This is a genomic window from Paenibacillus sonchi (genome assembly GCF_016772475.1).
GTDB classification, from domain to species: domain Bacteria; phylum Bacillota; class Bacilli; order Paenibacillales; family Paenibacillaceae; genus Paenibacillus_AQ; species Paenibacillus_AQ sonchi.
In genome coordinates, this window is the sequence record NZ_CP068595.1 from 1,865,606 (window position 1) to 1,889,073 (window position 23,468).

At 48.3% G+C, this 23,468-nt stretch carries 14 protein-coding genes, 3 rRNA genes and 3 pseudogenes; 13 read left to right on the forward strand and 7 right to left on the reverse strand.

Annotation, left to right across the window (positions count from 1 at the left end; genetic code table 11):
• Window positions 1-54: 54 nt before the first annotated feature.
• The 5 genes from mnmE to rpmH all read right to left on the reverse strand — a co-directional run bounded on the left by mnmE (window position 55) and on the right by rpmH (window position 4,052).
• Window positions 55-1,431 (reverse strand): tRNA uridine-5-carboxymethylaminomethyl(34) synthesis GTPase MnmE, encoded by a 1,377-nt coding sequence (mnmE, locus tag JI735_RS08620; protein WP_039833112.1) that lies wholly within the window; start codon window positions 1,429-1,431, stop codon window positions 55-57.
• A gap of 108 nt (window positions 1,432-1,539) precedes the next feature.
• Window positions 1,540-2,274, reverse strand: coding sequence for an RNA-binding cell elongation regulator Jag/EloR (gene jag, locus JI735_RS08625; protein WP_039833113.1), 735 nt, complete (start codon window positions 2,272-2,274; stop codon window positions 1,540-1,542).
• Window positions 2,271-3,188, reverse strand: coding sequence for a YidC/Oxa1 family membrane protein insertase (locus tag JI735_RS08630; protein WP_039833114.1), 918 nt, complete (start codon window positions 3,186-3,188; stop codon window positions 2,271-2,273). Before JI735_RS08630 ends, jag begins: the two co-directional genes overlap by 4 nt.
• Window positions 3,189-3,274: 86 nt before the next feature.
• Entirely contained in the window at window positions 3,275-3,625 is a 351-nt protein-coding gene (gene rnpA, locus JI735_RS08635) for a ribonuclease P protein component (protein ID WP_039833115.1), read from the reverse strand.
• Between the two features lie 292 nt (window positions 3,626-3,917).
• A complete protein-coding gene (gene rpmH, locus JI735_RS08640; protein ID WP_019914530.1) occupies window positions 3,918-4,052 on the reverse strand; it encodes a 50S ribosomal protein L34 in 135 nt (44 codons plus the stop codon).
• Window positions 4,053-4,725: 673 nt separating this feature from the next.
• Here rpmH and dnaA point away from each other — a divergent pair.
• From dnaA to gyrB, 6 genes and pseudogenes are all read left to right on the forward strand, one after another.
• A pseudogene (gene dnaA / locus JI735_RS08645) lies at window positions 4,726-6,071 on the forward strand (chromosomal replication initiator protein DnaA).
• Window positions 6,072-6,268: 197 nt separating this feature from the next.
• Window positions 6,269-7,411, forward strand: coding sequence for a DNA polymerase III subunit beta (gene dnaN, locus JI735_RS08650; RefSeq protein ID WP_020425733.1), 1,143 nt, complete (start codon window positions 6,269-6,271; stop codon window positions 7,409-7,411).
• A gap of 48 nt (window positions 7,412-7,459) precedes the next feature.
• Entirely contained in the window at window positions 7,460-7,687 is a 228-nt protein-coding gene (gene yaaA, locus JI735_RS08655) for a S4 domain-containing protein YaaA (RefSeq protein ID WP_025706827.1), read from the forward strand.
• 21 nt (window positions 7,688-7,708) lie between these two features.
• Entirely contained in the window at window positions 7,709-8,827 is a 1,119-nt protein-coding gene (recF, locus tag JI735_RS08660) for a DNA replication/repair protein RecF (protein ID WP_039833116.1), read from the forward strand.
• Window positions 8,828-8,843: 16 nt separating this feature from the next.
• Window positions 8,844-9,092: an extracellular matrix regulator RemB gene (gene remB / locus JI735_RS08665; RefSeq protein ID WP_020425573.1), complete on the forward strand. Its 249-nt coding sequence runs from the start codon at window positions 8,844-8,846 to the stop codon at window positions 9,090-9,092.
• A gap of 46 nt (window positions 9,093-9,138) precedes the next feature.
• Window positions 9,139-11,048: pseudogene (gyrB, locus tag JI735_RS08670) on the forward strand (DNA topoisomerase (ATP-hydrolyzing) subunit B).
• 71 nt (window positions 11,049-11,119) lie between these two features.
• Here gyrB and JI735_RS08675 read toward each other — a convergent pair.
• Window positions 11,120-12,007 carry a YheC/YheD family protein gene (locus JI735_RS08675; protein WP_051051512.1) on the reverse strand — a complete coding sequence of 296 codons (888 nt, stop codon included), beginning with the start codon at window positions 12,005-12,007 and terminating at the stop codon, window positions 11,120-11,122.
• Window positions 12,008-12,342: 335 nt separating this feature from the next.
• Between JI735_RS08675 and gyrA the strand changes: the two are divergent.
• The 6 genes and pseudogenes from gyrA (at window position 12,343) to JI735_RS08705 (ending at window position 22,431) form a co-directional block, all read left to right on the forward strand.
• Window positions 12,343-14,885, forward strand: a pseudogene (gene gyrA / locus JI735_RS08680) (DNA gyrase subunit A).
• A 195-nt stretch (window positions 14,886-15,080) separates the two neighbouring features.
• Complete coding sequence (locus JI735_RS08685; protein ID WP_039833118.1) at window positions 15,081-16,181, forward strand: HD-GYP domain-containing protein; 1,101 nt, start codon at window positions 15,081-15,083, stop codon at window positions 16,179-16,181.
• A 478-nt stretch (window positions 16,182-16,659) separates the two neighbouring features.
• Window positions 16,660-18,210: ribosomal RNA gene (locus JI735_RS08690) — 16S ribosomal RNA — on the forward strand.
• 371 nt (window positions 18,211-18,581) lie between these two features.
• A 23S ribosomal RNA gene (locus JI735_RS08695) occupies window positions 18,582-21,509 on the forward strand.
• A 78-nt stretch (window positions 21,510-21,587) separates the two neighbouring features.
• Window positions 21,588-21,704, forward strand: a 5S ribosomal RNA gene (gene rrf / locus JI735_RS08700).
• Together the 16S, 23S and 5S rRNA genes form the textbook arrangement of a ribosomal RNA operon.
• A 313-nt stretch (window positions 21,705-22,017) precedes the next feature.
• Window positions 22,018-22,431, forward strand: a complete 414-nt coding sequence (locus JI735_RS08705) for a hypothetical protein (protein ID WP_039832965.1) — start codon at window positions 22,018-22,020, stop codon at window positions 22,429-22,431.
• 78 nt (window positions 22,432-22,509) lie between these two features.
• On the opposite strand, the gene JI735_RS08710 is transcribed toward JI735_RS08705, so the two are convergent.
• On the reverse strand, window positions 22,510-23,034 hold the full coding sequence (locus JI735_RS08710; protein ID WP_039832964.1) for a hypothetical protein: 525 nt from the start codon (window positions 23,032-23,034) through the stop codon (window positions 22,510-22,512).
• Between the two features lie 209 nt (window positions 23,035-23,243).
• Between JI735_RS08710 and JI735_RS08715 the strand changes: the two genes are divergently transcribed.
• A complete protein-coding gene (locus JI735_RS08715) occupies window positions 23,244-23,429 on the forward strand; it encodes a sigma factor G inhibitor Gin (protein ID WP_020427902.1) in 186 nt (61 codons plus the stop codon).
• Window positions 23,430-23,468: the final 39 nt, after the last annotated feature.

A 23,468-nucleotide genomic window follows, 5' to 3' on the forward strand; every position in this document is an offset into this window, starting at 1 on the left:
ATGTGATACCTCCCAGGTCTTCTATTTATAGTAGCTGCACTTTAGCAAGCGCAGTTATTTCCCCAAACAAAATTGCGAAAAAATTTGATCCAACAGTGAATCAGCAGCCGTATCACCAATAATCTCTCCGAGCTGTTCCCATGCCAGACGCACATCAATCTGAATCATATCAATGGGAATAAGCATATCCGCAGCCTCATAGGCGTCCTGCAGCGATTTGTGTGCTTTTTTGAGCAGAGCGATATGTCTAACGTTGCTTACATAAGTCAGGTCGCCCGATTCCAGTTTGCCTCCAAAAAAGAGTCCGGAAATGGCTTCCTCCAGCTTATCCAAACCTTCCTCCTCCAGCACAGACATCGGAACAATGCTCGATTCACTGAAATAAGAGAGCAGCTTGTCCTTCTCCAGCCGGGAAGGTAAGTCCATTTTATTCATGATTACCAGTGCTTGTCTACCTTGGATTTGTTCCATTAATGCCAATTCATCCTCATGCAGTTCATCAGCAGCGTTCAGAACGAGCAGAATCAGATCTGCATCGCTAAACGCCGCTTTGGAGCGTTCGACTCCTATTTTCTCCACCACATCCATGGTTTCGCGAATCCCGGCGGTATCCAGCAGTTTAAGCGGGATATTGTTAATGGTTACGTACTCTTCTATAACATCACGTGTTGTACCGGGAATATCAGTTACAATCGCTTTGTTGTCACGGGCAAGCGCATTGAGCAAAGAGGATTTGCCTACATTGGGGCGGCCGACGATGGCCGTCGTGATACCTTCGCGCAGTATTTTTCCTTCATTTGCTGTTTTGAGCAGTTGGTTAATCCCCTCCATAACCTCACTGCTTTTGTCTTTAATAAATTCGGCAGTCAAGGATTCCACATCATGCTCAGGGTAATCAATATTCACTTCGATATGAGCCAGCATTTCAATAAGGGTATGGCGCAGCTTATGAATCCTGTCGGATAAGGAGCCGCTAACCTGCTTGAGGGCAACCGAAAAAGCCCGGTCCGATTTGGAACGGATCAGATCAATTACCGCCTCCGCTTGAGAAAGGTCAATACGTCCACCCAAAAATGCGCGTTTTGTGAACTCTCCGGGTTCCGCCAGTCTAATATCGCGCTGCAACAGCAAGTCCATTACCCTGCGTACCGAAATTACTCCACCATGGGCACTAATTTCTACTACATCCTCGGTAGTAAAAGAACGCGGCCCCTTCATTACAGTTACCAGCACTTCTTCCATTCGCTCTCCATCACCGGGACTAATGATATGCCCGTAATGAACGGTATGCGATTCCACTTCTGTCAGCGGTGTCTTGCTGCGGAACAGCGGAGCCACCTCCGCTATGGCCTGCGGGCCGCTAACCCGGATAATTGCAATTCCTCCCTCGCCTAATGCCGTCGATACGGCAGCAATGGTGTCACTATGCATTCTCTATTCACCTCAATTTTATCTGCTTCAGCTTGTCTGAAAGATTCTTTATTTCAAAAAAACAATGACCCCTTACATTGGTCAAGGAGTCATTGCGGCATATATTCTCTACTTCAATGTGATAACGACACGGCGGTTCGGTTCTTCGCCCTTGCTTAGCGTGTTCACTTGCTTGTGATCCTGCAATCTGGAGTGGATAATCTTCCGCTCCTGCGGTGACATCGGCTCCAGCACAACCTCTTTGCGGGTGCGGACAACCCGCCCTGCCAGACGGTCAGCCAGCTCCTCCAGCGTCTTCTTACGGCGTTCGCGGAAGTTCTCCGCATCCAGCACAAGACGGATAAAACTATCGGAATAACGGTTGGCCACAATATTGGCCAGATACTGCAGAGCATCAAGAGTTTGTCCTCTTCTGCCGATCAGCAGCCCCAGATCCGGACCAGCTATCTGCAGAACTGTCGATTCCTTGGCATGAACGATTTCCACTTCCACCTCGAGCCCCATGCTCTTGGCGACATCCACAATGAAATGAACGGCCTCTTGGTAAGCTTCCTCCACCGGGTGTCCGGAATCTTGGCGCGGTACACCGCCGGCAGCCTCCTGTTTGCTCTCTCTTGTTGACTGCTGAGGCAGAGACGGAGCACTCGCCGCTGATGCCGGTGCCGCTTCGGCAATCAAGGTCAATTCCACCTTGGCACCTTTCGCACCGATCAATCCCAGGAATCCTCTTGATGGCTGTTCAAGTACGTTGACCGTTACCCGGTCCTTGTGAACTCCAAGCTGGCTCAGTCCCCGTTCTACAGCTTCTTCAATGGTTTTCCCTGTCGCGACGACTTTGCTCATTTTGACTTTTTGGCCTCCTTCTTTCCTTTGCTGCTATTGCCTTTCGCAGCTGGAGTAACATCCTTGCGCGCGTTAGTGTTCTTGCTTTTTACCAGATTGACTTCTTTGGCACTACCTGCACCGGCACCGGCAGTGGCGACAGCCAGTTTGGTCTTGTCGTTGTTGCGGTATAAGAAGTAGTTCTGAATAATGGTATAGAGGTTACTATAGAACCAGTACAGCGGAAGCGCTGACGGGAAGTTGTAGGACATGATGAAGATCAGAACCGGATACACCATCATCATGAACTGCATTGGCCCCTGCTGCTGTACGGGGTTCATCTTGGTCATCATCCGGGTCTGCAGGAAGGTGGTGGCTGCTGCAAGGAGAGGCAGGATGAACAGATGATCGGGCTTGCCGAGTTGCAGCCATAGGAACGAGTGCTCTCGCAGAGACGGGTTATAATAAATCGAGTTGTAAAGCGCGATAAAAATCGGCATTTGCACAATCAGCGGCAGACAGCCGGCCATTGGGTTAACCTTGTTCTCCTGGAACAGGCGCATCGTTTCCTGCTGCACCTTTTCAGGTGTATCTTTATATTTTTTCTTGATTTTTTCGAGTTCTGGTTGAATGGCCTGCATTGCACGCGAGCTCTTCACCTGTTTCATCGTTAGCGGCAGGATAAGCGTACGGACAATGATAACCATTACAAGGACGGCGAAACCATACTGTCCATTAAACCATTCGGCGAATGTATCCAGCGCAATGGCAAAATAATAAACGACGTTACTCTGCCAGAAGCCTCCATTCTTCAAATCCTCCGTAGTGTGCGTCACGGTTGACGACGGAGCGCACCCCGACAGAACAGCAATCATCAATACCATTACACCGAGGAGAAGAAACCATTTTCCTCGTCTAGTCTTCATTAGAGACACTTCAAAACCCCTCTCTTAAACATTCCATTGCACCGTAAATCATACCATATTTATGAATACAAATAAACAAGCCCCTTATGCCCCCATTACGTGCGTGAAGCCTTGAGCAGCTTGGCTTTGCGAAGCACATGCAGCACGCTTTTCTCCAGCTCGGCATAATCCTTGGAGAGCGCTCCTTTTCTTACGATGAACACCATATCAAGCCCCCCGGCAATTTCCGGTTCATGGTGCCTGACGATCTCTTTTACCAGCCGTCTCATCCGGTTGCGGACAACCGCATTCCCGACCTTCTTGCTGACCGACACCCCCAGCCGGAACCGCTCTACCTCTTTTTTGTTGAACCAATACACTACAAACTGATGATTGGCAAATGACTTCCCATGGCGGTATACGCGGCTGAAGTCGGCACGGTTTCGTAATCGTAAACTTTTGTGCACGGGTATCTCCTATTCAAAGACCGGATTCTCAGCGCTCCGGAATTTTATCTTCTAATTAGTATTGTCATCGGGGAGCCGGCATAAACAGCTCTTGCTGCATACCTCTTGCAGGCCACCCCTATACATGCATATATTAAAAGGCCCCGCAAAGTATAGCCAACACTGACTTAGGCGTATTCCTCTGCAGAGCCAAATCATATCATATAAGGAAGCAATTCATTTGAGGTGCAGATAAATTGTCTCCCTATGCATTTAAAAAAGGACCACCGCAGTGGTCCCTAAGTGGTCTAACTTACGCACTCAAAACTTTTCTGCCTTTCAAGCGGCGGGCTGCCAGCACTTTACGGCCGTTTTTCGTGCTCATTCTTTTGCGGAAACCATGTACCTTCTTGCGTTTGCTCACATTCGGTTTGAACGTCGGTCTCATGTATTGCACCTCCCTTACAGGATCATAATTACTGTCATATAAGCAGAAACGGACTAAGCCGTCCTTGAAGTAGGGACAGTATCTACAAGTATTATCATTTTAATATGGAGACATATCCTCACAGAAAACACCTTTATATATTTAAACACATAATCGCTGCAAAAGTCAACCTTGTCCGCCCACATGCAAGTCCTCTCTTTTCATGGCGATTATCCACAGTCCTGATTCCCCAAAAAATAATCCACAGCGTTTTACAGTTATCCACCTGTGACCAAAATTAAAATGAACTACTCACAGCTGCGCACAACCTGTGTATAAAAAAAGTCGAGCTTCGAAGAGATATGTCGAATCGTGAACAAATTATCAACAATATGTAGTGTTGTTCTTAAAATTTATACACAAGTGATTGAATTTGTGGATAAATTGGCCCTGCTCATTGAAAAACAAGGGTGGTTTTGCTATGATGGTATTACTTTTGAATGTGAATAGATTTGTTTGTTCTCTATATTATCAACAAGCTGTGGATAAAGTTGTGAACAATTCAAATTTATCCATATTTTTTTGTCTCTATATATTGCCTATTGGGGATAAGATTTCGCAACAACCCATTTTCTTCGACATTTCCACTTCATGGCTGACGCCACATTTGGAAGATTTAAAGGAGTGACAGTCTGTGGACAGCCATACTTCCGAATTATGGCAGCAAATTTTATCGATTATTCAAACCAAATTAAGCAAGCCGAGCTTTGATACCTGGTTTAAAGCAACGAAGGCGCTTACCTTCAGCCCCCAGGCTCTAATTATCTCGGCGCCTACAACCTTTGCTGTAGAATGGCTGGAAAGTCGTTATACCAAATTGGTAGGAGCTACGGTTTATGAAGTGACCGGAGAGCAAGTTGAGGTCAAGTTTGTGATTGAGGAGAATAAGCCGGCCGAGCCGGTCGTGCAGCAAACGGCCCCTTCCCCAGCGGTATCGCGTGAAGAAGCTCAGACCCATTTGCTCAATCCCAAGTACACTTTCGATACGTTCGTCATCGGTTCCGGCAACCGTTTTGCGCATGCAGCCTCACTGGCTGTGGCAGAAGCGCCGGCAAAGGCTTATAACCCTCTGTTTTTATACGGTGGCGTAGGATTAGGCAAAACTCATTTGATGCATGCGATCGGACATTATGTGCTGGAGCACAACCCTAACAATAAGGTCATTTACATCTCGTCCGAGAAGTTTACGAATGAGTTCATCAACTCCATCCGTGACAACCGCGGTGAAAGCTTCCGCAACAAGTACCGCAATGTTGACATATTGCTCATTGACGACATTCAATTCCTCGCCGGCAAGGAGTCAACACAGGAGGAATTTTTCCATACGTTCAACGCTTTGCATGAAGAGCGCAAGCAAATTATTATCTCGAGCGACCGTCCCCAAAGGAAATTCCCACATTGGAAGAACGGCTGCGCTCCCGGTTTGAATGGGGACTCATCACCGATATTCAACCGCCGGATCTGGAGACGCGAATTGCCATTCTGCGCAAAAAAGCCAAAGCGGAGAACCTCGACATTCCGAATGAAGCAATGATGTACATTGCCAATCAGATCGATACGAACATCCGTGAGCTGGAAGGTGCTCTAATCCGGGTAGTTGCCTACTCTTCCCTGACCAACCAGGATGTAACGACCCATCTGGCCGCCGAGGCACTTAAGGACATTATTCCTTCCAGCCGGCCGAAGATGATTACCATAGGTGATATTCAGCAAAAAGTCGGAGAATATTACAATTTGCGCATGGAAGACTTCAAGGCGCGTAAACGCACCAAGGCTGTAGCTTTTCCTCGGCAAATCGCCATGTATCTCTCCCGCGAGTTAACGGATTATTCGCTGCCGAAGATTGGAGAGGCGTTCGGAGGACGGGACCATACAACCGTTATCCATGCCCATGAGAAGATTACACAGTCATTAAAGGTAGACCAGGAGTTGTACAAAGTGGTAAATAATCTTGCGGAGAAAATTAAAAATCCTTCCTAAGAGGAACAAAGAGCCTATACACAATCTATACACATGTGGGTAGGCTTAATTTTATGCTGTTTTCCGGGTTATCCACATAAACCGGGCCCCTACTACTAATACTATTAAATAACTATAATAATTCATCATCTAAGAGCCGCGTTTCGAAGTGAACAAACCAACACCGGTTTCCCAATTTTTCAGCTAGGAGTGAAATCATGAAAATAAGCATTCTTAAAAATGAGCTCAACGAATCGATAGGTCACGTATCCAAGGCAATCTCCAGCAGAACTACCATCCCGATTCTGACCGGTATTAAGTTCGAAGTCAGCCACCAGGGAGTTACCCTTACTGCCAGCGATACGGATATCTCCATCCAATCCTTTATTCCAGCAGAAGATGACAGCCAGACGATCGTAAAAGTCGAGCAGCCCGGAAGTGTTGTGCTTCCAGCCAAGTTTTTCGTGGAGATCATCAAAAAGCTTCCCTCCAAAGAAATTCACATGGAAGTCAAGGAAGGCTTCCAAACCTATATCTCTTCCGGTTCCACTGAGATTCAAATCGTCGGCCTAGATCCCGAGGAATTCCCTGTACTGCCCAGCATCGAAGAGAATGATACGGTCTCTTTGCCGGGCGATTTGCTGAAAAATATGATCAAACAAACCGCCTTTTCCATCTCCACCCAGGAGACGACCCCTATCCTGACAGGGATTCTGTGGAATCTCAGTGACAATGAATTCAAATTTACGGCCACTGACCGCCACCGTCTGGCTACAAGAGCTGCGCATCTGGAGGGCACGGAAAGTGTCCAATTTGCCAATGTGGTTATTGCGGGTAAAACCCTGAACGAATTGAGTAAAATCATTCCGGACCAGAATATGCTCGTGGATATTGTCGTCGCCGATAACCAGGTGCTGTTCAAAATCGACAAGGTTCTGTTCTATACACGGATCCTGGACGGGATTTATCCGGATACTTCTAGGATTATTCCAACCGCCTACAAAACAGAACTAACTTTGGATACAAAAAAACTCAGCGAATCGATTGACCGTGCTTATTTGCTGTCGCGCGAAGAAAAAACGAATATCGTACGCATGCAGACGCTGGAAAACGGTGATGTTGAGATTTCATCCAGCTCCTCAGAGCTTGGGAAGGTCCGGGAAGAGCTGGAGGTTATTGATTTTAAAGGCGAGCCACTGAAAATCTCCTTCAACTCGAAATATATGCTGGATGTGCTCAAGGTTGTAGAAAGTGAACAGCTCGTCATTGCTTTCACCGGAATGATGAGCCCGATCATTCTGAAGCCGCTGGATGAAAGCCGCAGCCTGTACGTTATTCTTCCATACCGGACAACCAATTAATGCCGCTGTCCATCCACATGTGGATAAGTGGCTGAAAGGACGAAATTCATGAAAAAAATACTTATCCACAGTGAATATATTAAGCTCGACCAGTTTTTGAAGCTCTCCGATTGTGTATCCACAGGCGGGATGGCCAAAGCCTTGCTGCAGGAAGGATATGTGCAGGTCAACGGGGAAAAGGAAGACCGCCGTGGAAGAAAGCTGTACCCGGGTGATAAAGTAGAGGTTCAGGATAACGGCGTTTTCGAGGTTGAAGGCGGCGGAATAAAAGAATAACACTCGGGGAGGCTCAGCTTCGTGTTTGTCAAAAATATCGGTCTGCAGTATTACCGCAATTACGGGCTGCTGCGTCTGGAGAGCCTGGGCGATGTGAATCTGATCCTCGGTCAGAATGCCCAGGGCAAAACCAACCTTATGGAGGCTTTGTTCGTTCTGGCAATGACTAAGAGCCACCGCACCTCCAAAGATAAGGAGCTTATTTCCTTCGATGCCCCCGCAGGCTCTGCACAGATCGTGGCTGAGGTGGAGCGGAAATACGGTGATCTGAAGCTGGAGCTGACCTTATCCGCCCAGGGCAAAAAAGCCAAAATCAATGGACTGGAGCAGCGCAGGCTCAGCGAGTTCGTCGGTTCTTTAAATGTCGTCATGTTCGCTCCGGAGGATTTGGAGATTGTCAAAGGGACCCCTGGGATAAGACGTCGATTCCTCGATATGGAAATTGGCCAGGTGCAGCCGAGCTATCTGTTTCATCTGCAGCAATATCAGAAGGTCCTGCTCCAAAGGGGCAATTTGCTAAAACAGTTATGGGGCAAAGAAGCTGCCGGCAAAGAGCTTTTGGAGATATGGGATGCCCAACTTGTAGAACATGGTGTTAAAATCGTCAAAAAAAGGAAAGAATTCATAAAGAAGCTGCAAATATGGGCAGAAAGCATTCATCGTGGCATTACAAACGGCGGAGAAGAGCTGAAACTATTGTATGTTCCTTCTTTTGGTGAGCGAGAAATGGAAGATGAAGCTGTCTTATTAGACAATTTTATGTTAAAGTTATCACAAACGAGAGATCAGGAAATCAGGCGCGGCATGACGCTGACGGGTCCCCATAGGGATGACCTGTCCTTTTTTATCAACGGAAGAGAAGCTCAGGTCTACGGCTCCCAGGGGCAGCAACGCACGGCAGCTTTATCGCTCAAGCTGGCGGAAATCGAGCTGATCCATGAGGAGATCGGAGAATATCCTGTGCTGCTTCTTGATGATGTTTTGTCCGAACTTGATCCCTACCGTCAGACCCAGCTTATCGAAACCTTTCAAAGCAAGGTACAGACTTTTATTACCGCCACCGGGATTGAAAGTCTGAGTGCCGATAGATTAAAAGGCGCAAGCCTATATCATGTGCATGACGGCAAAGTGGAGATCTAAAGAGCGGAGGAAGATCATGTATATTCATTTGGGCGGGGAAAAGATTATTCGATCCTCAGAGTTAATCGCTATTTTTGATATCTCGATTGAGAAGTCCTCCAAGGTATCGAAGCAGTTCATTGTTCATTCCGAGCAGGACAAGAAACTGGAACGAATCGGTGAAGAGGAAGCGAAGTCCATTGTCGTAACCAAAAATACTGTATATTATTCCCCTATCTCCTCCTCCACTCTCAAAAAAAGAGCCAAAATCTTGTTGGAAATATAACGTTGTGTGAGTTACAAGAGATAATCTGAAAGAAGTAGGTGAAGGCATGTCAATGAATCAACCGACATATGATGAGAGCCAGATTCAGGTACTGGAAGGGCTGGAGGCAGTTCGGAAACGTCCCGGCATGTACATCGGTTCTACCAGCGCCAAAGGTCTGCATCATTTGGTCTGGGAGGTTGTCGATAACAGTATCGATGAGGCGCTGGCAGGCTATTGCGACCGGATTCAAGTGAAGATTCATGAGGATAACAGTGTTACAGTAATAGATAATGGACGGGGTATCCCTGTCGGCGAGAATGTAAAGCTGAAGAAGTCGACGCTCGAAGTCGTCATGACGGTCCTGCATGCAGGGGGAAAATTCGGCGGCGGCGGATATAAAGTATCAGGCGGTTTGCACGGTGTAGGGATATCCGTCGTAAATGCCTTGTCCGAGAAGGTTGTGGTGAACGTCAAGCGTGACGGCCACATCTACCAGCAGGAATATAGACGCGGTGCGCCGCAATATGATATCAAGATCGTTGGGGATACCGATGAGACAGGGACAACCACAACCTTTCTTCCGGATCCAGAGATTTTCACCGAAACGACAGTGTTTGAATATACGACATTGCTTACACGCATTCGCGAATTAGCCTTTCTTAACAAGGGCATTGAGCTTTCGCTGCTGGATGAACGCACCGGTGTGTCGAATGTTTTCAAATACGAGGGCGGTATCGTTGAGTATGTAAAATATCTGAACGAGAAAAAGAAGCGCTGCACGAAGAACCAATCTACGTAGAAGGTTCCCGTGATATGATTGCGGTGGAAGTGGCTCTGCAGTATAACGATTCCTATACAGAGAACATCTACTCTTTTGCCAATAATATTAATACTCATGAGGGCGGGACCCATGAATCCGGCTTCAAAAGCGCATTAACCCGGATCATCAATGACTATGCACGTAAAACAGGAGTCATTAAGGACAGCAGCTCCAACCTTACCGGTGATGATGTGCGTGAAGGGCTGACTGCGATTATTTCCGTCAAGATTCCTGAGCCGCAATTTGAAGGCCAAACCAAGACCAAGCTGGGCAACAGTGAAGTCCGTGGTGTTGTAGAATCTCTATTCGGAGAGAAGCTGCAGGAGTTCCTGGAAGAGAACCCGGCGGTTTCCCGGCGTGTGCTGGAGAAATCCATGCAGGCTTCCCGTGCCCGTGAAGCGGCCCGCAAGGCCCGTGAACTGACCCGCCGCAAAAGTGCACTTGAAGTAAGCGCCCTGCCGGGGAAGCTGGCTGACTGCTCCTCCAAGGATGCCTCCATCAGCGAGCTGTACATTGTCGAAGGGGACTCCGCAGGCGGTTCTGCCAAGCAGGGCCGTGACCGTCATTTCCAGGCGATTCTGCCGCTGCGCGGCAAGATCCTGAACGTTGAAAAAGCGCGGCTTGACCGTATATTGTCCAATGCCGAAATCCGGGCGATTATCACCGCTCTGGGAACCGGCATCAGTGATGATTTCGATCTGTCCAAAGCCCGTTACCATAAGGTTGTTATCATGACCGATGCGGATGTCGACGGTGCCCATATCAGAACACTGCTGCTGACCTTCTTCTACCGCTACATGCGGAAGATTATCGAAGCGGGCTATATTTATATCGCCCAGCCGCCGCTGTTTAAGATCGAGCGCAATAAGGTCGTCCGCTATGCTCAGACCGAGAAGGAACGTGATGAGATTATTGCCAGCTTCGGCGAGAATGTTAAAGTCAACGTTCAACGGTATAAAGGTCTTGGGGAAATGAATGCGGCACAGCTGTGGGATACGACTATGGACCCTGAGAGCCGTATGATGCTGCAGGTCACCATCGAGGATGCGATTCTCGCAGACGGAATCTTTGATACGCTGATGGGCGACAATGTTGAGCCGCGGCGGGAATTTATTCAGGAGCATGCACAATCCGTGCGCAACCTGGATATTTAATACACGGCAGTTTGTTGTAAGGAACCTCCGTTTTCTCTATTTGCGATAAATAAGAGAGCGGAGGTTCTTTTTTAATGCCTTTTAGCCCGTTTGTGCCGACGGACTGAGGTGTGGCGGGTTTTTTTTAATCTACCGTAAGCCCGGGCATAACGGCGGATCTTGCGGTAAATAGACTTATTCTGAAAACTGCCGAATATAACTATGGATGGAAGCGTGTTAACCTCCAGCAGCCAAAGATCATGATGTGAATCTATAGCTACATCAAGTCCAATCTCTTTAAGACCCGGATAGGCGGTTTCCAGCTGTGCGGCAATTTTTTCGCCCATTAATTTCAACTGCTGGATGGCCGCGTTCATTTCATCTGGAATCATATGCGTTTTTAGCAGATTGCGAACGGTATAAATGCTGCCCCCACTGTGGTAGTTAGTGACAACTTTTTGTGGAGCAGCCACTCTGCCCAGCATCCCCGTGGTTTCCCATGCCCCTGAAAGGTTTTTTTGCGTAAGTACCCGCAGATCAAAAGGCCGGTCCTGATAACAGAGCAGATCAATGCCCTGCTGAATCAAATACGTACGTCCTTTAATCCGCAGCAGCAAAGCTGCATGCAGCTCCTGTGGTGAGGAGAAGGCCTCTGCATCTTTTGCATAGCGCAGAATATACATTACCTTTTGTTCAACAACTGCTTCACTCTCCACGATCCCATGGGTTAAAGCGCGGTCACTGCTCCCTGGTTGGCGGTCACTGGGGCTTAAATGAACCGTACGCTGTTCTGCCCTCATTACCCCGCTGCCAAAAGTCCCTCGATCTGGCTTAATATATACCGTTCCGTAAATCCCAAGCAGTTCTACTAACGCCTCCAGGCTGTATTTTCGTGTTTCGGGAATGTATACAGCCAGCTGACGGTTTGGTAAAATGACTTTCGTCTTGGCCCATTTACTGGACACCCGCTGAATCTTCATGACCTGCCTCCTTCAAAGTATTACGAGCAGTAACATCCAATTCATATTCATAGAGTCAGGCATTGGCAGCTGAAATTTCAGGACAAGCAACTCAAACAATGTTATAATATAAGGATATGGGGCTATGTCTTTTGGGACAAAATAAGAGTTATAAGCCTTTCTTCTTGTCTTTACATTCTATGTGCTGAAGGCAATGGCGGAGCGGGCGTCTATCCGTATCCCGCCAAAGAAAATCATTATAGAAGATAAAAGGCTATCATGTTTAATTGTGCTGCTTTTGTGAAAGTAATATAATTAAGGGTAGCGGTTTTTAACTGAAGGAGGTCCAGCAACTCATGGCTGAACAAAATAACCCGCAAGTCAAAGATCGGGACATTGGTGAGGAAATGCGCGAATCCTTTATGGATTACGCGATGAGCATCATTGTAAGCCGGGCTTTGCCGGATGTGCGGGACGGACTTAAGCCTGTCCACCGACGCATTTTGTTTGCGATGTCGGAACTTGGAATGTTTGCCGATAAACCTCATAAGAAATCAGCAAGAATCGTCGGTGAGGTTATCGGTAAGTATCATCCTCACGGGGACTCTGCTGTTTATGAAACGATGGTCCGGATGGCGCAGGATTTCTCAATGCGGTATATGCTCGTCGATGGGCACGGGAACTTTGGTTCTATTGACGGCGACATGGCTGCAGCCATGCGGTACACCGAAGCCCGGCTTTCCAAAATTGCCGGAGAAATGCTACGCGATCTGAACAAAGAGACGGTTGATTTCGCACCCAACTATGATGGTGAAGAGAATGAGCCCGTAGTATTGCCTGCCCGCTATCCGAACCTGCTTGTTAACGGGGTATCTGGTATCGCTGTAGGTATGGCTACCAATATTCCTCCTCATAATCTGGGGAGGTTATTGACGGTGTACAGGCGATGATCAAGAATCCTGACATTACACCTATGGAACTCATGGAATATATTCAAGGCCCGGATTTTCCGACGGCTGGTTACATTTTAGGCCGTGAGGGCATCCGTCAAGCCTACCGTACTGGCCGCGGATCGGTAACTATGCGGGCCAAAGCGGATATCGAAGAAAATAACGGGAAAGCGCGGATCATTGTAAGTGAGCTGCCCTACCAGGTCAACAAAGCCAGATTGGTTGAGAAGATCGCCGAATTAGTGCGGGAGAAACGGATTGAAGGCATTACAGATCTTCGGGATGAATCGGACCGCAATGGTATGCGTGTAGTTGTTGAGATGAGACGTGATGTAAACCCGAATGTAGTGCTGAATAATCTTTACAAGCATACCTCGATGCAGTCTACATTTGGTATCAACATGCTTGCTATCGTTAATAACGAACCGAAGATTCTTAATCTCCGGGATGTACTGTACCATTACTTGCAGCATCAGATTGAAGTTATCCGGCGCCGGACGATTTTCGATCTCAAAAAAGCTGAGGCACGGGCGCATATTCTGGAAGGATTGCGTATCGCACTGGATCATTTGGATGAGGTTATTGCCTTGATCCGCGCTTCCCGTACAACTGATATTGCGCGGGATGGCTTGATGAGCACATTCAGCCTCAGCGTAGAGCAGGCACAAGCCATCCTGGATATGCGGATGCAGCGTCTGACCGGCTTGGAACGTGAAAAAATCGAGAACGAATATAATGAGCTGTTGGCTAAGATTGCTGAGTACCGTGAGATTCTGGCTAATGAGCATCTGGTACTGGAGATTATCAGCAACGAGCTCCAGGAGATCCGTGACAGGTATTCTGATGACCGCCGTACAGAAATCACGATTGGGGAAGAAAGCATCCTTGATGAGGATTTGATTCCGCGTGAAGAGGTTGTCATCACTATTACGCATACCGGATACATTAAGCGTCTGCCGGTCAGCACCTATCGCAGCCAGAAGCGCGGAGGCCGCGGCGTTATGGGGATGGATACCAAAGACCAGGACTTCGTGGAACATCTCTTTGTGAGCAACTCCCACAATTACCTGATGTTCTTTACCGATAAGGGCAAGGTATACCGGATCAAGGCTTATGAGATTCCGGAGCTTGGACGGACTGCGCGGGGGACACCAATCATCAACCTGATTCAGATTGAACAAGGTGAGAAGATTAGTGCTGTAATCCAGGTGGAAGATGCCGACAGCGATAAATACCTCTTCTTTGCGACCCGTGAAGGGATCGTCAAGAAGACACCTCTGGAGGATTACAACAATATCCGCAAAGGCGGATTGATTGCGATCAATCTCCGTGAGGAAGACTCTCTAATCGAGGTTAAGCTGACGGATGGTGAGCAAAACCTGATTATCGGTACTGCACGCGGGATGTCGATTACGTTCTCAGAGAATGATGTCCGTTCTATGGGGCGCAGTGCAACCGGCGTTAAAGGTATTACACTTGATGCCAATGACCATGTTATTGGGATGGATTGTGTAGACAAGGAGCTGGAGGTACTAATTGTAACCTCCAAGGGTTACGGCAAGCGTACCCCTGCCCTGGACTATCGTTCTCAGACCCGTGGCGGCAAAGGGATCAAGACCATTAACCTTACCGACAAGAACGGTCCTGTAGTCGGGCTGAAGGTTGTCAAAAAAGACGAGGACCTCATGATCATTACAACGAGCGGCACCCTGATCCGTACTAGTATGGATGGTATTTCTACCATGGGACGTTATGCTCAAGGGGTTAAGCTGATTAACATCCGTGAAGATGATGCTGTAGCTACGCTCTGCAGAGCCGATAAGAGTGAAGAGGAGGAATTCTCCGAGCAAGAGGCTGGCGAGGGAGTGGCAGGCGGAGTTGTTGAGGAAGCTGGGGAAGAAATCCAGTCTGAGACAGTCTCTGATGGCGAAGAGGATCATCTGGAGTAAAATGAATATCAAGAGCATGGGTTTCTATTGCAGAAACTCATGCTCTTTTTGCGTACCTGCAATTGAATTGAACATATTTTGCAATTTAATTTAAGGAAAATCCCTGCTCCATCTAGTCGCCTGCGGTTATCCATACTATAATTAGAGAGTTATATTACTGGGCACAAGTGTTTCAGAAACAGAGGGGCTGATTTTATGCCGAGCATCTCCGTAGGGGAAGTTAAGCCGGGGTCAAAGATTGTTAAAGATGTGGTCACACCTTTGGGAGGCGTTTTATTTACCAAGGGAAAAATTATACTGCCGCGGGATATTGAGATCCTGCAGGCTTTTTTGATCCAGCACATAGAGATTGAAGGCGCACAGGAAGAGAACAAAGCTCCTGAGACAGCCAAGGCAGTCACCAAGCAAGCAGCCTCCAAGCCAGGGGCATTAATCAATGAGTCTCAGCTTGCCAAAAGCAATTCTCCGCTTCACGATGAATATGAGAAGATGTTGGCTCTTATTAAAAAAAGCTATGCTGCTGCTGCCGCTGCCCAATTGCCTATACTTGAATTACGAAGCCAGTTGGAAGCACTGATCAGTCATTTGAAGGACTATCATATTCTGAAGTTTGCACCGCGTGTTCTTTTTGACCAGGATTACAATTATCACAACGCCGTGCTCTCTGCATTAACCTCTTACAAAATCGCCCAGTGGTGCGGGTATCCGCAGAAGGATTGGATGCAGACTGCATTTGCAGGCTTGCTGCATGATATAGGGAACGTTAAGGTTGATTCGTCACTGCTGCAGAAGCCAACACCGCTGACTGCTGATGAGATAGAAGAAGTGCGCAGGCATACCACTTACGGATATCAGCTGCTGCGCAATGTTACAGCTATCAATGAAGGCGTCCGGCTAGCCGCATTGCAGCATCATGAGAAGATCGACGGTTCAGGGTATCCCCTCCGGCTGGAAGGCAGCCAGATCCATTTCTATGCCAAGATTGTGGCCGTAGCTGATATATTTCATGCCATGACACTGGAGAAGGCTTACAGAAAGGCACAGTCGCCATACCTGGTGTTGGAGCAGTTGCAGGCTGAGAGCTTCGGGAAGCTGGATCCGGTTATTGTTCAAACATTCATTCAAAAAACAACCGATTTCTATAACGGTACAAGAATACGCCTTAGCGATGGCCGCCATGGTGAAATTATATTTACTGACCGCAGCAATCCTACCCGGCCAATGGTTAAGGTAGAAGGGATGATCGTTAATTTAATGCTGGAGCGGGAGTTGTATATTCAGGAGATCATTGCTTAATACTATGTAGGGTATAACCTTTATATAGGGTTTTAAGGCTGTTCCATGCTTAGCTGCTTTGTTTAAAGCAGTGTAGAGGGAATAGCTTTTTTCTTTTAAAAAAATGCTTGCAACGAATCCTCATACATGGTATATTCTTATTCCGGCCATGAAAGTTAAATGCCGAGCTCGAAAAGAAATTAAAAAAAGAGCTTGCATTAATCGGCCGAACGTGATATATTATAAGAGTTGCTGGTGACGAGATAATCATCATCGACAACGAGTTTGATCTTTGAAAACTGAACAACGAGTGAGTGGGATTTCACGCAAGTGAGATCCAAAATAGATGAGTTTCACAGCGTGTCTCACGCTTTAGAAATTTCATCGAGAGAATGCAAATTCTCGTCAGATGTTTCAAAATGAGCTATCGCTCTTTTAATAACATTTCGGATGGTTATTTTCTTGAAGCAATTCAGGGAAGTGGCCGCTCGAAAAAACCTTATTGGAGAGTTTGATCCTGGCTCAGGACGAACGCTGGCGGCGTGCCTAATACATGCAAGTCGAGCGGAGTTTATCCTTCGGGGTAAGCTTAGCGGCGGACGGGTGAGTAACACGTAGGCAACCTACCCTCTAGACTGGGATAACTACCGGAAACGGTAGCTAATACCGGATAATTCCTTGACCCTCCTGGGTTTGGGATGAAAGGCGGAGCAATCTGCTGTTAGAGGATGGGCCTGCGGCGCATTAGCTAGTTGGTGGGGTAACGGCCTACCAAGGCGACGATGCGTAGCCGACCTGAGAGGGTGAACGGCCACACTGGGACTGAGACACGGCCCAGACTCCTACGGGAGGCAGCAGTAGGGAATCTTCCGCAATGGGCGAAAGCCTGACGGAGCAACGCCGCGTGAGTGATGAAGGTTTTCGGATCGTAAAGCTCTGTTGCCAGGGAAGAACGTCCGGTAGAGTAACTGCTGCCGGAGTGACGGTACCTGAGAAGAAAGCCCCGGCTAACTACGTGCCAGCAGCCGCGGTAATACGTAGGGGGCAAGCGTTGTCCGGAATTATTGGGCGTAAAGCGCGCGCAGGCGGCTGCTTAAGTCTGGTGTTTAAACCTTGGGCTCAACCTGGGGTCGCACTGGAAACTGGGCAGCTTGAGTACAGAAGAGGAAAGTGGAATTCCACGTGTAGCGGTGAAATGCGTAGAGATGTGGAGGAACACCAGTGGCGAAGGCGACTTTCTGGGCTGTAACTGACGCTGAGGCGCGAAAGCGTGGGGAGCAAACAGGATTAGATACCCTGGTAGTCCACGCCGTAAACGATGAGTGCTAGGTGTTAGGGGTTTCGATACCCTTGGTGCCGAAGTTAACACAGTAAGCACTCCGCCTGGGGAGTACGGTCGCAAGACTGAAACTCAAAGGAATTGACGGGGACCCGCACAAGCAGTGGAGTATGTGGTTTAATTCGAAGCAACGCGAAGAACCTTACCAGGTCTTGACATCCAACTAACGAAGCAGAGATGCATTAGGTGCCCTTCGGGGAAAGTTGAGACAGGTGGTGCATGGTTGTCGTCAGCTCGTGTCGTGAGATGTTGGGTTAAGTCCCGCAACGAGCGCAACCCTTGACTTTAGTTGCCAGCAGGTAGAGCTGGGCACTCTAGAGTGACTGCCGGTGACAAACCGGAGGAAGGTGGGGATGACGTCAAATCATCATGCCCCTTATGACCTGGGCTACACACGTACTACAATGGCCGGTACAACGGGAAGCGAAGCCGCGAGGTGGAGCCAATCCCAGCAAAGCCGGTCTCAGTTCGGATTGCAGGCTGCAACTCGCCTGCATGAAGTCGGAATTGCTAGTAATCGCGGATCAGCATGCCGCGGTGAATACGTTCCCGGGTCTTGTACACACCGCCCGTCACACCACGAGAGTTTACAACACCCGAAGTCGGTGGGGTAACCCGCAAGGGGGCCAGCCGCCGAAGGTGGGGTAGATGATTGGGGTGAAGTCGTAACAAGGTAGCCGTATCGGAAGGTGCGGCTGGATCACCTCCTTTCTATGGAGAATCGTTCTCTGCAATGAGAACATTCAAATCGGAAGCTTTGCTTCCAAAACTCAGGTTTAGGCCTGTTGCTCACTCGTTGCTCAGTTTTGAGAGTTTAAGCTCTCAAAGGGCATATTGGTTTCCAGAACTTGCTTGTAGCCAAGCTGCTTGGAAACATGATATGATCTTCTTCCGGAGTTAAATCCGGAAACACTTGATCCTTGAAAACTGGATACCGAAACGAAAATGCGTTTTAGAACATCTTTTAGCTGAAACTTGTGTGAACAAGTTGAAATAGTTATTAGTGACCGATATTTTCCTGACGGAAGTAAAGAGCTTTGAATTCATTCAATGTTCGATATTTCTCCTACGGAGAAAATCGTGGTTAAGCTAATAAGAGCACACGGAGGATGCCTAGGCGCCAGGAGCCGACGAAGGACGTGGCGAACAACGAAACTGCCTCGGGGAGCTGTAAGCAAGCTTTGATCCGGGGGTGTCCGAATGGGGAAACCCGGCTGTGGTAATTCGCAGTCACTCACATCTGAATTCATAGGGTGTGAAGAGGCAGACCAGGGGAACTGAAACATCTAAGTACCCTGAGGAAGAGAAAACAATAGTGATTCCGTCAGTAGCGGCGAGCGAACGCGGAACAGCCTAAACCAGGGAGCTTGCTCCTTGGGGTTGTGGGACGTCTCACATGGAGTTACAAAGGAATATGGTAGGCGAAGAGGTCTGGAAAGGCCCGCGATAGAGGTAAAAGCCCTGTAGCCTAAACCCTGTTCCCTCCGAGACGGATCCCGAGTAGTGCGGGGCACGTGAAACCCCGTATGAATCCGGCAGGACCATCTGCTAAGGCTAAATACTACCTGGCGACCGATAGTGAAACAGTACCGTGAGGGAAAGGTGAAAAGCACCCCGGAAGGGGAGTGAAATAGAACCTGAAACCGTGTGCTTACAAAAAGTCAGAGTCCTCTATATGGATGATGGCGTGCCTTTTGTAGAATGAACCGGCGAGTTACGTTTAACATGCAAGGTTAAGGTGAGAAGCCGGAGCCGCAGCGAAAGCGAGTCTGAATAGGGCGACTAAGTATGTGGACGTAGACCCGAAACCGTGTGATCTACCCCTGTCCAGGGTGAAGGTGCGGTAACACGCACTGGAGGCCCGAACCCACGTACGTTGAAAAGTGCGGGGATGAGGTGGGGGTAGCGGAGAAATTCCAATCGAACTCGGAGATAGCTGGTTCTCCCCGAAATAGCTTTAGGGCTAGCCTCGGTGAATGGAGTCGTGGAGGTAGAGCACTGATTGGGTGCGGGGCCCGCAAGGGTTACCAAGCTCAGTCAAACTCCGAATGCCATGGACTTCTTGCCGGGAGTCAGACAGTGAGTGCTAAGATCCATTGTCAAAAGGGAAACAGCCCAGACCATCAGCTAAGGTCCCCAAGTGTGTGTTAAGTGGGAAAGGATGTGGAGTTGCACAGACAACCAGGATGTTGGCTTAGAAGCAGCCACCATTGAAAGAGTGCGTAATAGCTCACTGGTCGAGTGACTCTGCGCCGAAAATGTAACGGGGCTAAACACACCACCGAAGCTATGGCTTGATGCTTTGCATCAGGGGTAGGGGAGCGTTGTATGTGGATTGAAGGTGTACCGGAAGGAGCGCTGGACTGCATACAAGTGAGAATGCCGGTATGAGTAACGAAAAGATCAGTGAGAATCTGATCCGCCGAAAGCCCAAGGTTTCCTGAGGAAGGCTCGTCCGCTCAGGGTAAGTCGGGACCTAAGGCGAGGCCGACAGGCGTAGTCGAAGGACAACAGTTTGAAATTACTGTACCACCGTAATCCGCTATGAGCGATGGGGTGACGCAGGAGGGTAGTGACGCGGACTGATGGATGTCCGTCCAAGCAGTGAGGCTGGTGTGTAGGCAAATCCGCACACCGAAAGGCTGGGCTGTGATGGGGAGCGAAAATTACAGTAGCGAAGGTCATGATCTCACACTGCCAAGAAAAGCCTCTAGCCAGGAGAAGGTGCCCGTACCGCAAACCGACACAGGTAGGCGAGAAGAGAATTCTAAGGCGCGCGGAAGAACTCTCGTTAAGGAACTCGGCAAAATGACCCCGTAACTTCGGGAGAAGGGGTGCCTCGGTAGGGTGAATAGCCCGAGGGGGCCGCAGTGAAAAGGCCCAAGCGACTGTTTAGCAAAAACACAGGTCTGTGCGAAGCCGCAAGGCGAAGTATACGGGCTGACGCCTGCCCGGTGCTGGAAGGTTAAGGGGAGCGGTTAGGAGGCAACTCCGAAGCTGTGAACCGAAGCCCCAGTAAACGGCGGCCGTAACTATAACGGTCCTAAGGTAGCGAAATTCCTTGTCAGGTAAATTCTGACCCGCACGAATGGCGTAACGACTTGGGCGCTGTCTCAACGAGAGATCCGGTGAAATTTTAATACCTGTGAAGATGCAGGTTACCCGCGACAAGACGGAAAGACCCCATGGAGCTTTACTGCAGCTTGATATTGAATTTGGGTACGATCTGTACAGGATAGGTGGGAGCCGTAGAAGCCGGAGCGCAAGCTTCGGTGGAGGCGCCGTTGGGATACCACCCTGATCGTATCTAGGTTCTAACCTGGTACCCTGAGCGGGTACGGGGACCGTGTCAGGCGGGCAGTTTGACTGGGGCGGTCGCCTCCTAAAGAGTAACGGAGGCGTTCAAAGGTTCCCTCAGAATGGTTGGAAATCATTCGAAGAGTGCAAAGGCAGAAGGGAGCTTGACTGCGAGACCTACAAGTCGAGCAGGGACGAAAGTCGGACTTAGTGATCCGGTGGTACCGCATGGAAGGGCCATCGCTCAACGGATAAAAGCTACCCTGGGGATAACAGGCTTATCTCCCCCAAGAGTCCACATCGACGGGGAGGTTTGGCACCTCGATGTCGGCTCATCGCATCCTGGGGCTGAAGTAGGTCCCAAGGGTTGGGCTGTTCGCCCATTAAAGCGGTACGCGAGCTGGGTTCAGAACGTCGTGAGACAGTTCGGTCCCTATCTGTCGTGGGCGTAGGAAATTTGAGAGGAGCTGTCCTTAGTACGAGAGGACCGGGATGGACGTACCGCTGGTGCACCAGTTGTTCCGCCAGGAGCATGGCTGGGTAGCTACGTACGGACGGGATAAGCGCTGAAAGCATCTAAGCGTGAAGCCCCCCTCAAGATGAGATTTCCCAGTATGTAAGACCCCTTGAAGACGACGAGGTAGATAGGTTGGAGGTGGAAGCACGGCAACGTGTGGAGCTGACCAATACTAATCGGTCGAGGGCTTATCCAATAAACTAAAATGCAATTTTCGTTTCGGATTCAGTTTTCAGGAATCAAATTCCTGAAGCATTTACGCTGTAAATGCCCGTTTGGTGGCGATAGCGGAGGGGTTCCACGCGTACCCATCCCGAACACGACCGTTAAGCCCTCCAGCGCCGATGGTACTTGGACCGAAGGGTCCTGGGAGAGTAGGACGCCGCCAAGCACATGAAGCCATTGTTGAGCAATCGACAGTGGCTTTTTTGTTTTTTAGGAAAATTTCTATATTTTCCGGTTAAATACATTAATGTAATCTTTGTTCTTGGATTGTATTTAAGCAAAGAAGGATAGAAAGAATAAGTAGTAAAACGCTTTCAATCGAATGACATTTTTGTTACCGACGGCCTTAGTGTCTCAAGTATAATAGTAAAGTGCAAATATTAAGCACATCCTTAATACGAATGAACTACTGATAAATTTCTGATGTTGAAATTTTTTGTGTCTTTAGATGCACGGTAGAGGTAAGGAGGATTTGAGGTATGAAGCGAACCCGACCTTTATGGATTATATTTATTGTTTGTATAGTTGGTGTAATGCTGGTTGGCTGCGGAACTAAAGAGCCTGCTTGGGATGCTTTTGAGGGTGCCCTTAATGAGAAAAGCTTTCCGGTACCAAAGGAAGCTAATTCTACAGAACACACAACTACTAACGTTGCTATGGACTATGTCCGATATTCTATGCCTGAGCTCAAAGAAAAGGATGGCGTACCGGAGCCTTACTTAGAGGCTATCGAAGCCTGGGGATGGGAAGAGCAGAAGGACGAAGATTCGACAAATTCCCGGGTTTTTCAGAAGGATGGACTGATTGTGCACTTAACTGTGCATAACGGTTACTTTATAGTTATGATACCTAAGGAAAAGAAGGCCTCAGTCAAAGGGCTGAAAACTAAATAAAAAAACGCCATCCTTGAGCTGGATGGCGTTTTTTTGCTGTAGGAGCCAGGACTATACCATATGTATAAGCGGGAATTGTTATTGTGCATAGTAAGAGGCATCCGTGGGCGTGAATTTTAACATCCCGTCTTTTTGTTCGCTTTTCAGCCGGAACAGTGTAACTAATCGGGGCAGAAGCACCCAGAGATGGCAAACCGCCATAGATACAGTAAATGCGGGAGGGGCCCATACAATAAAGAACGCAGTAATGGAAAGGCCGATCCAAAGGTTATGGAGTTGTATTTTACGGAAAATACCGTAGTTGATGTATTGATCGGACATATATCCGAGCCATGGGAGGCGAAATGACATTTTCCACCGTTTAGCAATAGGATGGCCGGAAATCAGAAGAACCGAACGTGAAATCACATATTGGATCCAGAGAATGACGGGAGCCGCAATGATCATATATAGGATGCTCCACCAAGACAGAAAAATGGTTTCAGCCACAACACAGATTACGGGTAGCGCCATATAGACACGCAGCCAGGCGGTGGTGATATTGATTTTTTTGATTAGTTTGTAATGGTAGAATGTAGCTGAACCTTTGTTGTTTGCTTCCATAAGAAAGCCCTGACCTCCTCACAAGTCCTTATGTTACTAATATCGGCGGATGAAGGCATTTTGTTAAACCAGCCGGAGGCTTAAGCACCCTTAGGGCGGGGGCTGAATATATATATTTTGGCTGTGAAGGATGGGAAAAATCTATGAAAAGGTTTAAAATGATAGAAAGTGTATCATACTGTTCTTAAAAGAGTCAAGGTGGGATGGTAATGGAACAGCAAACCGAGCAAGCCTGCATCATCTGCGGGCAGATGAAAGAGGAAGGAATTGTGATTGTCTCGCATTTCATTTGTGAGGATTGTGAAGCTGAAATGGTGCGTACGGAGGCTGAAGACGCCAAATACCGCTTTTTTGTGGGCCGGATGAAGAAGATCGATTTGCAAAAGAATGCCTGAATGAAGTACCCGGCAAGCTTAACTGAAGGGTGCAGAATT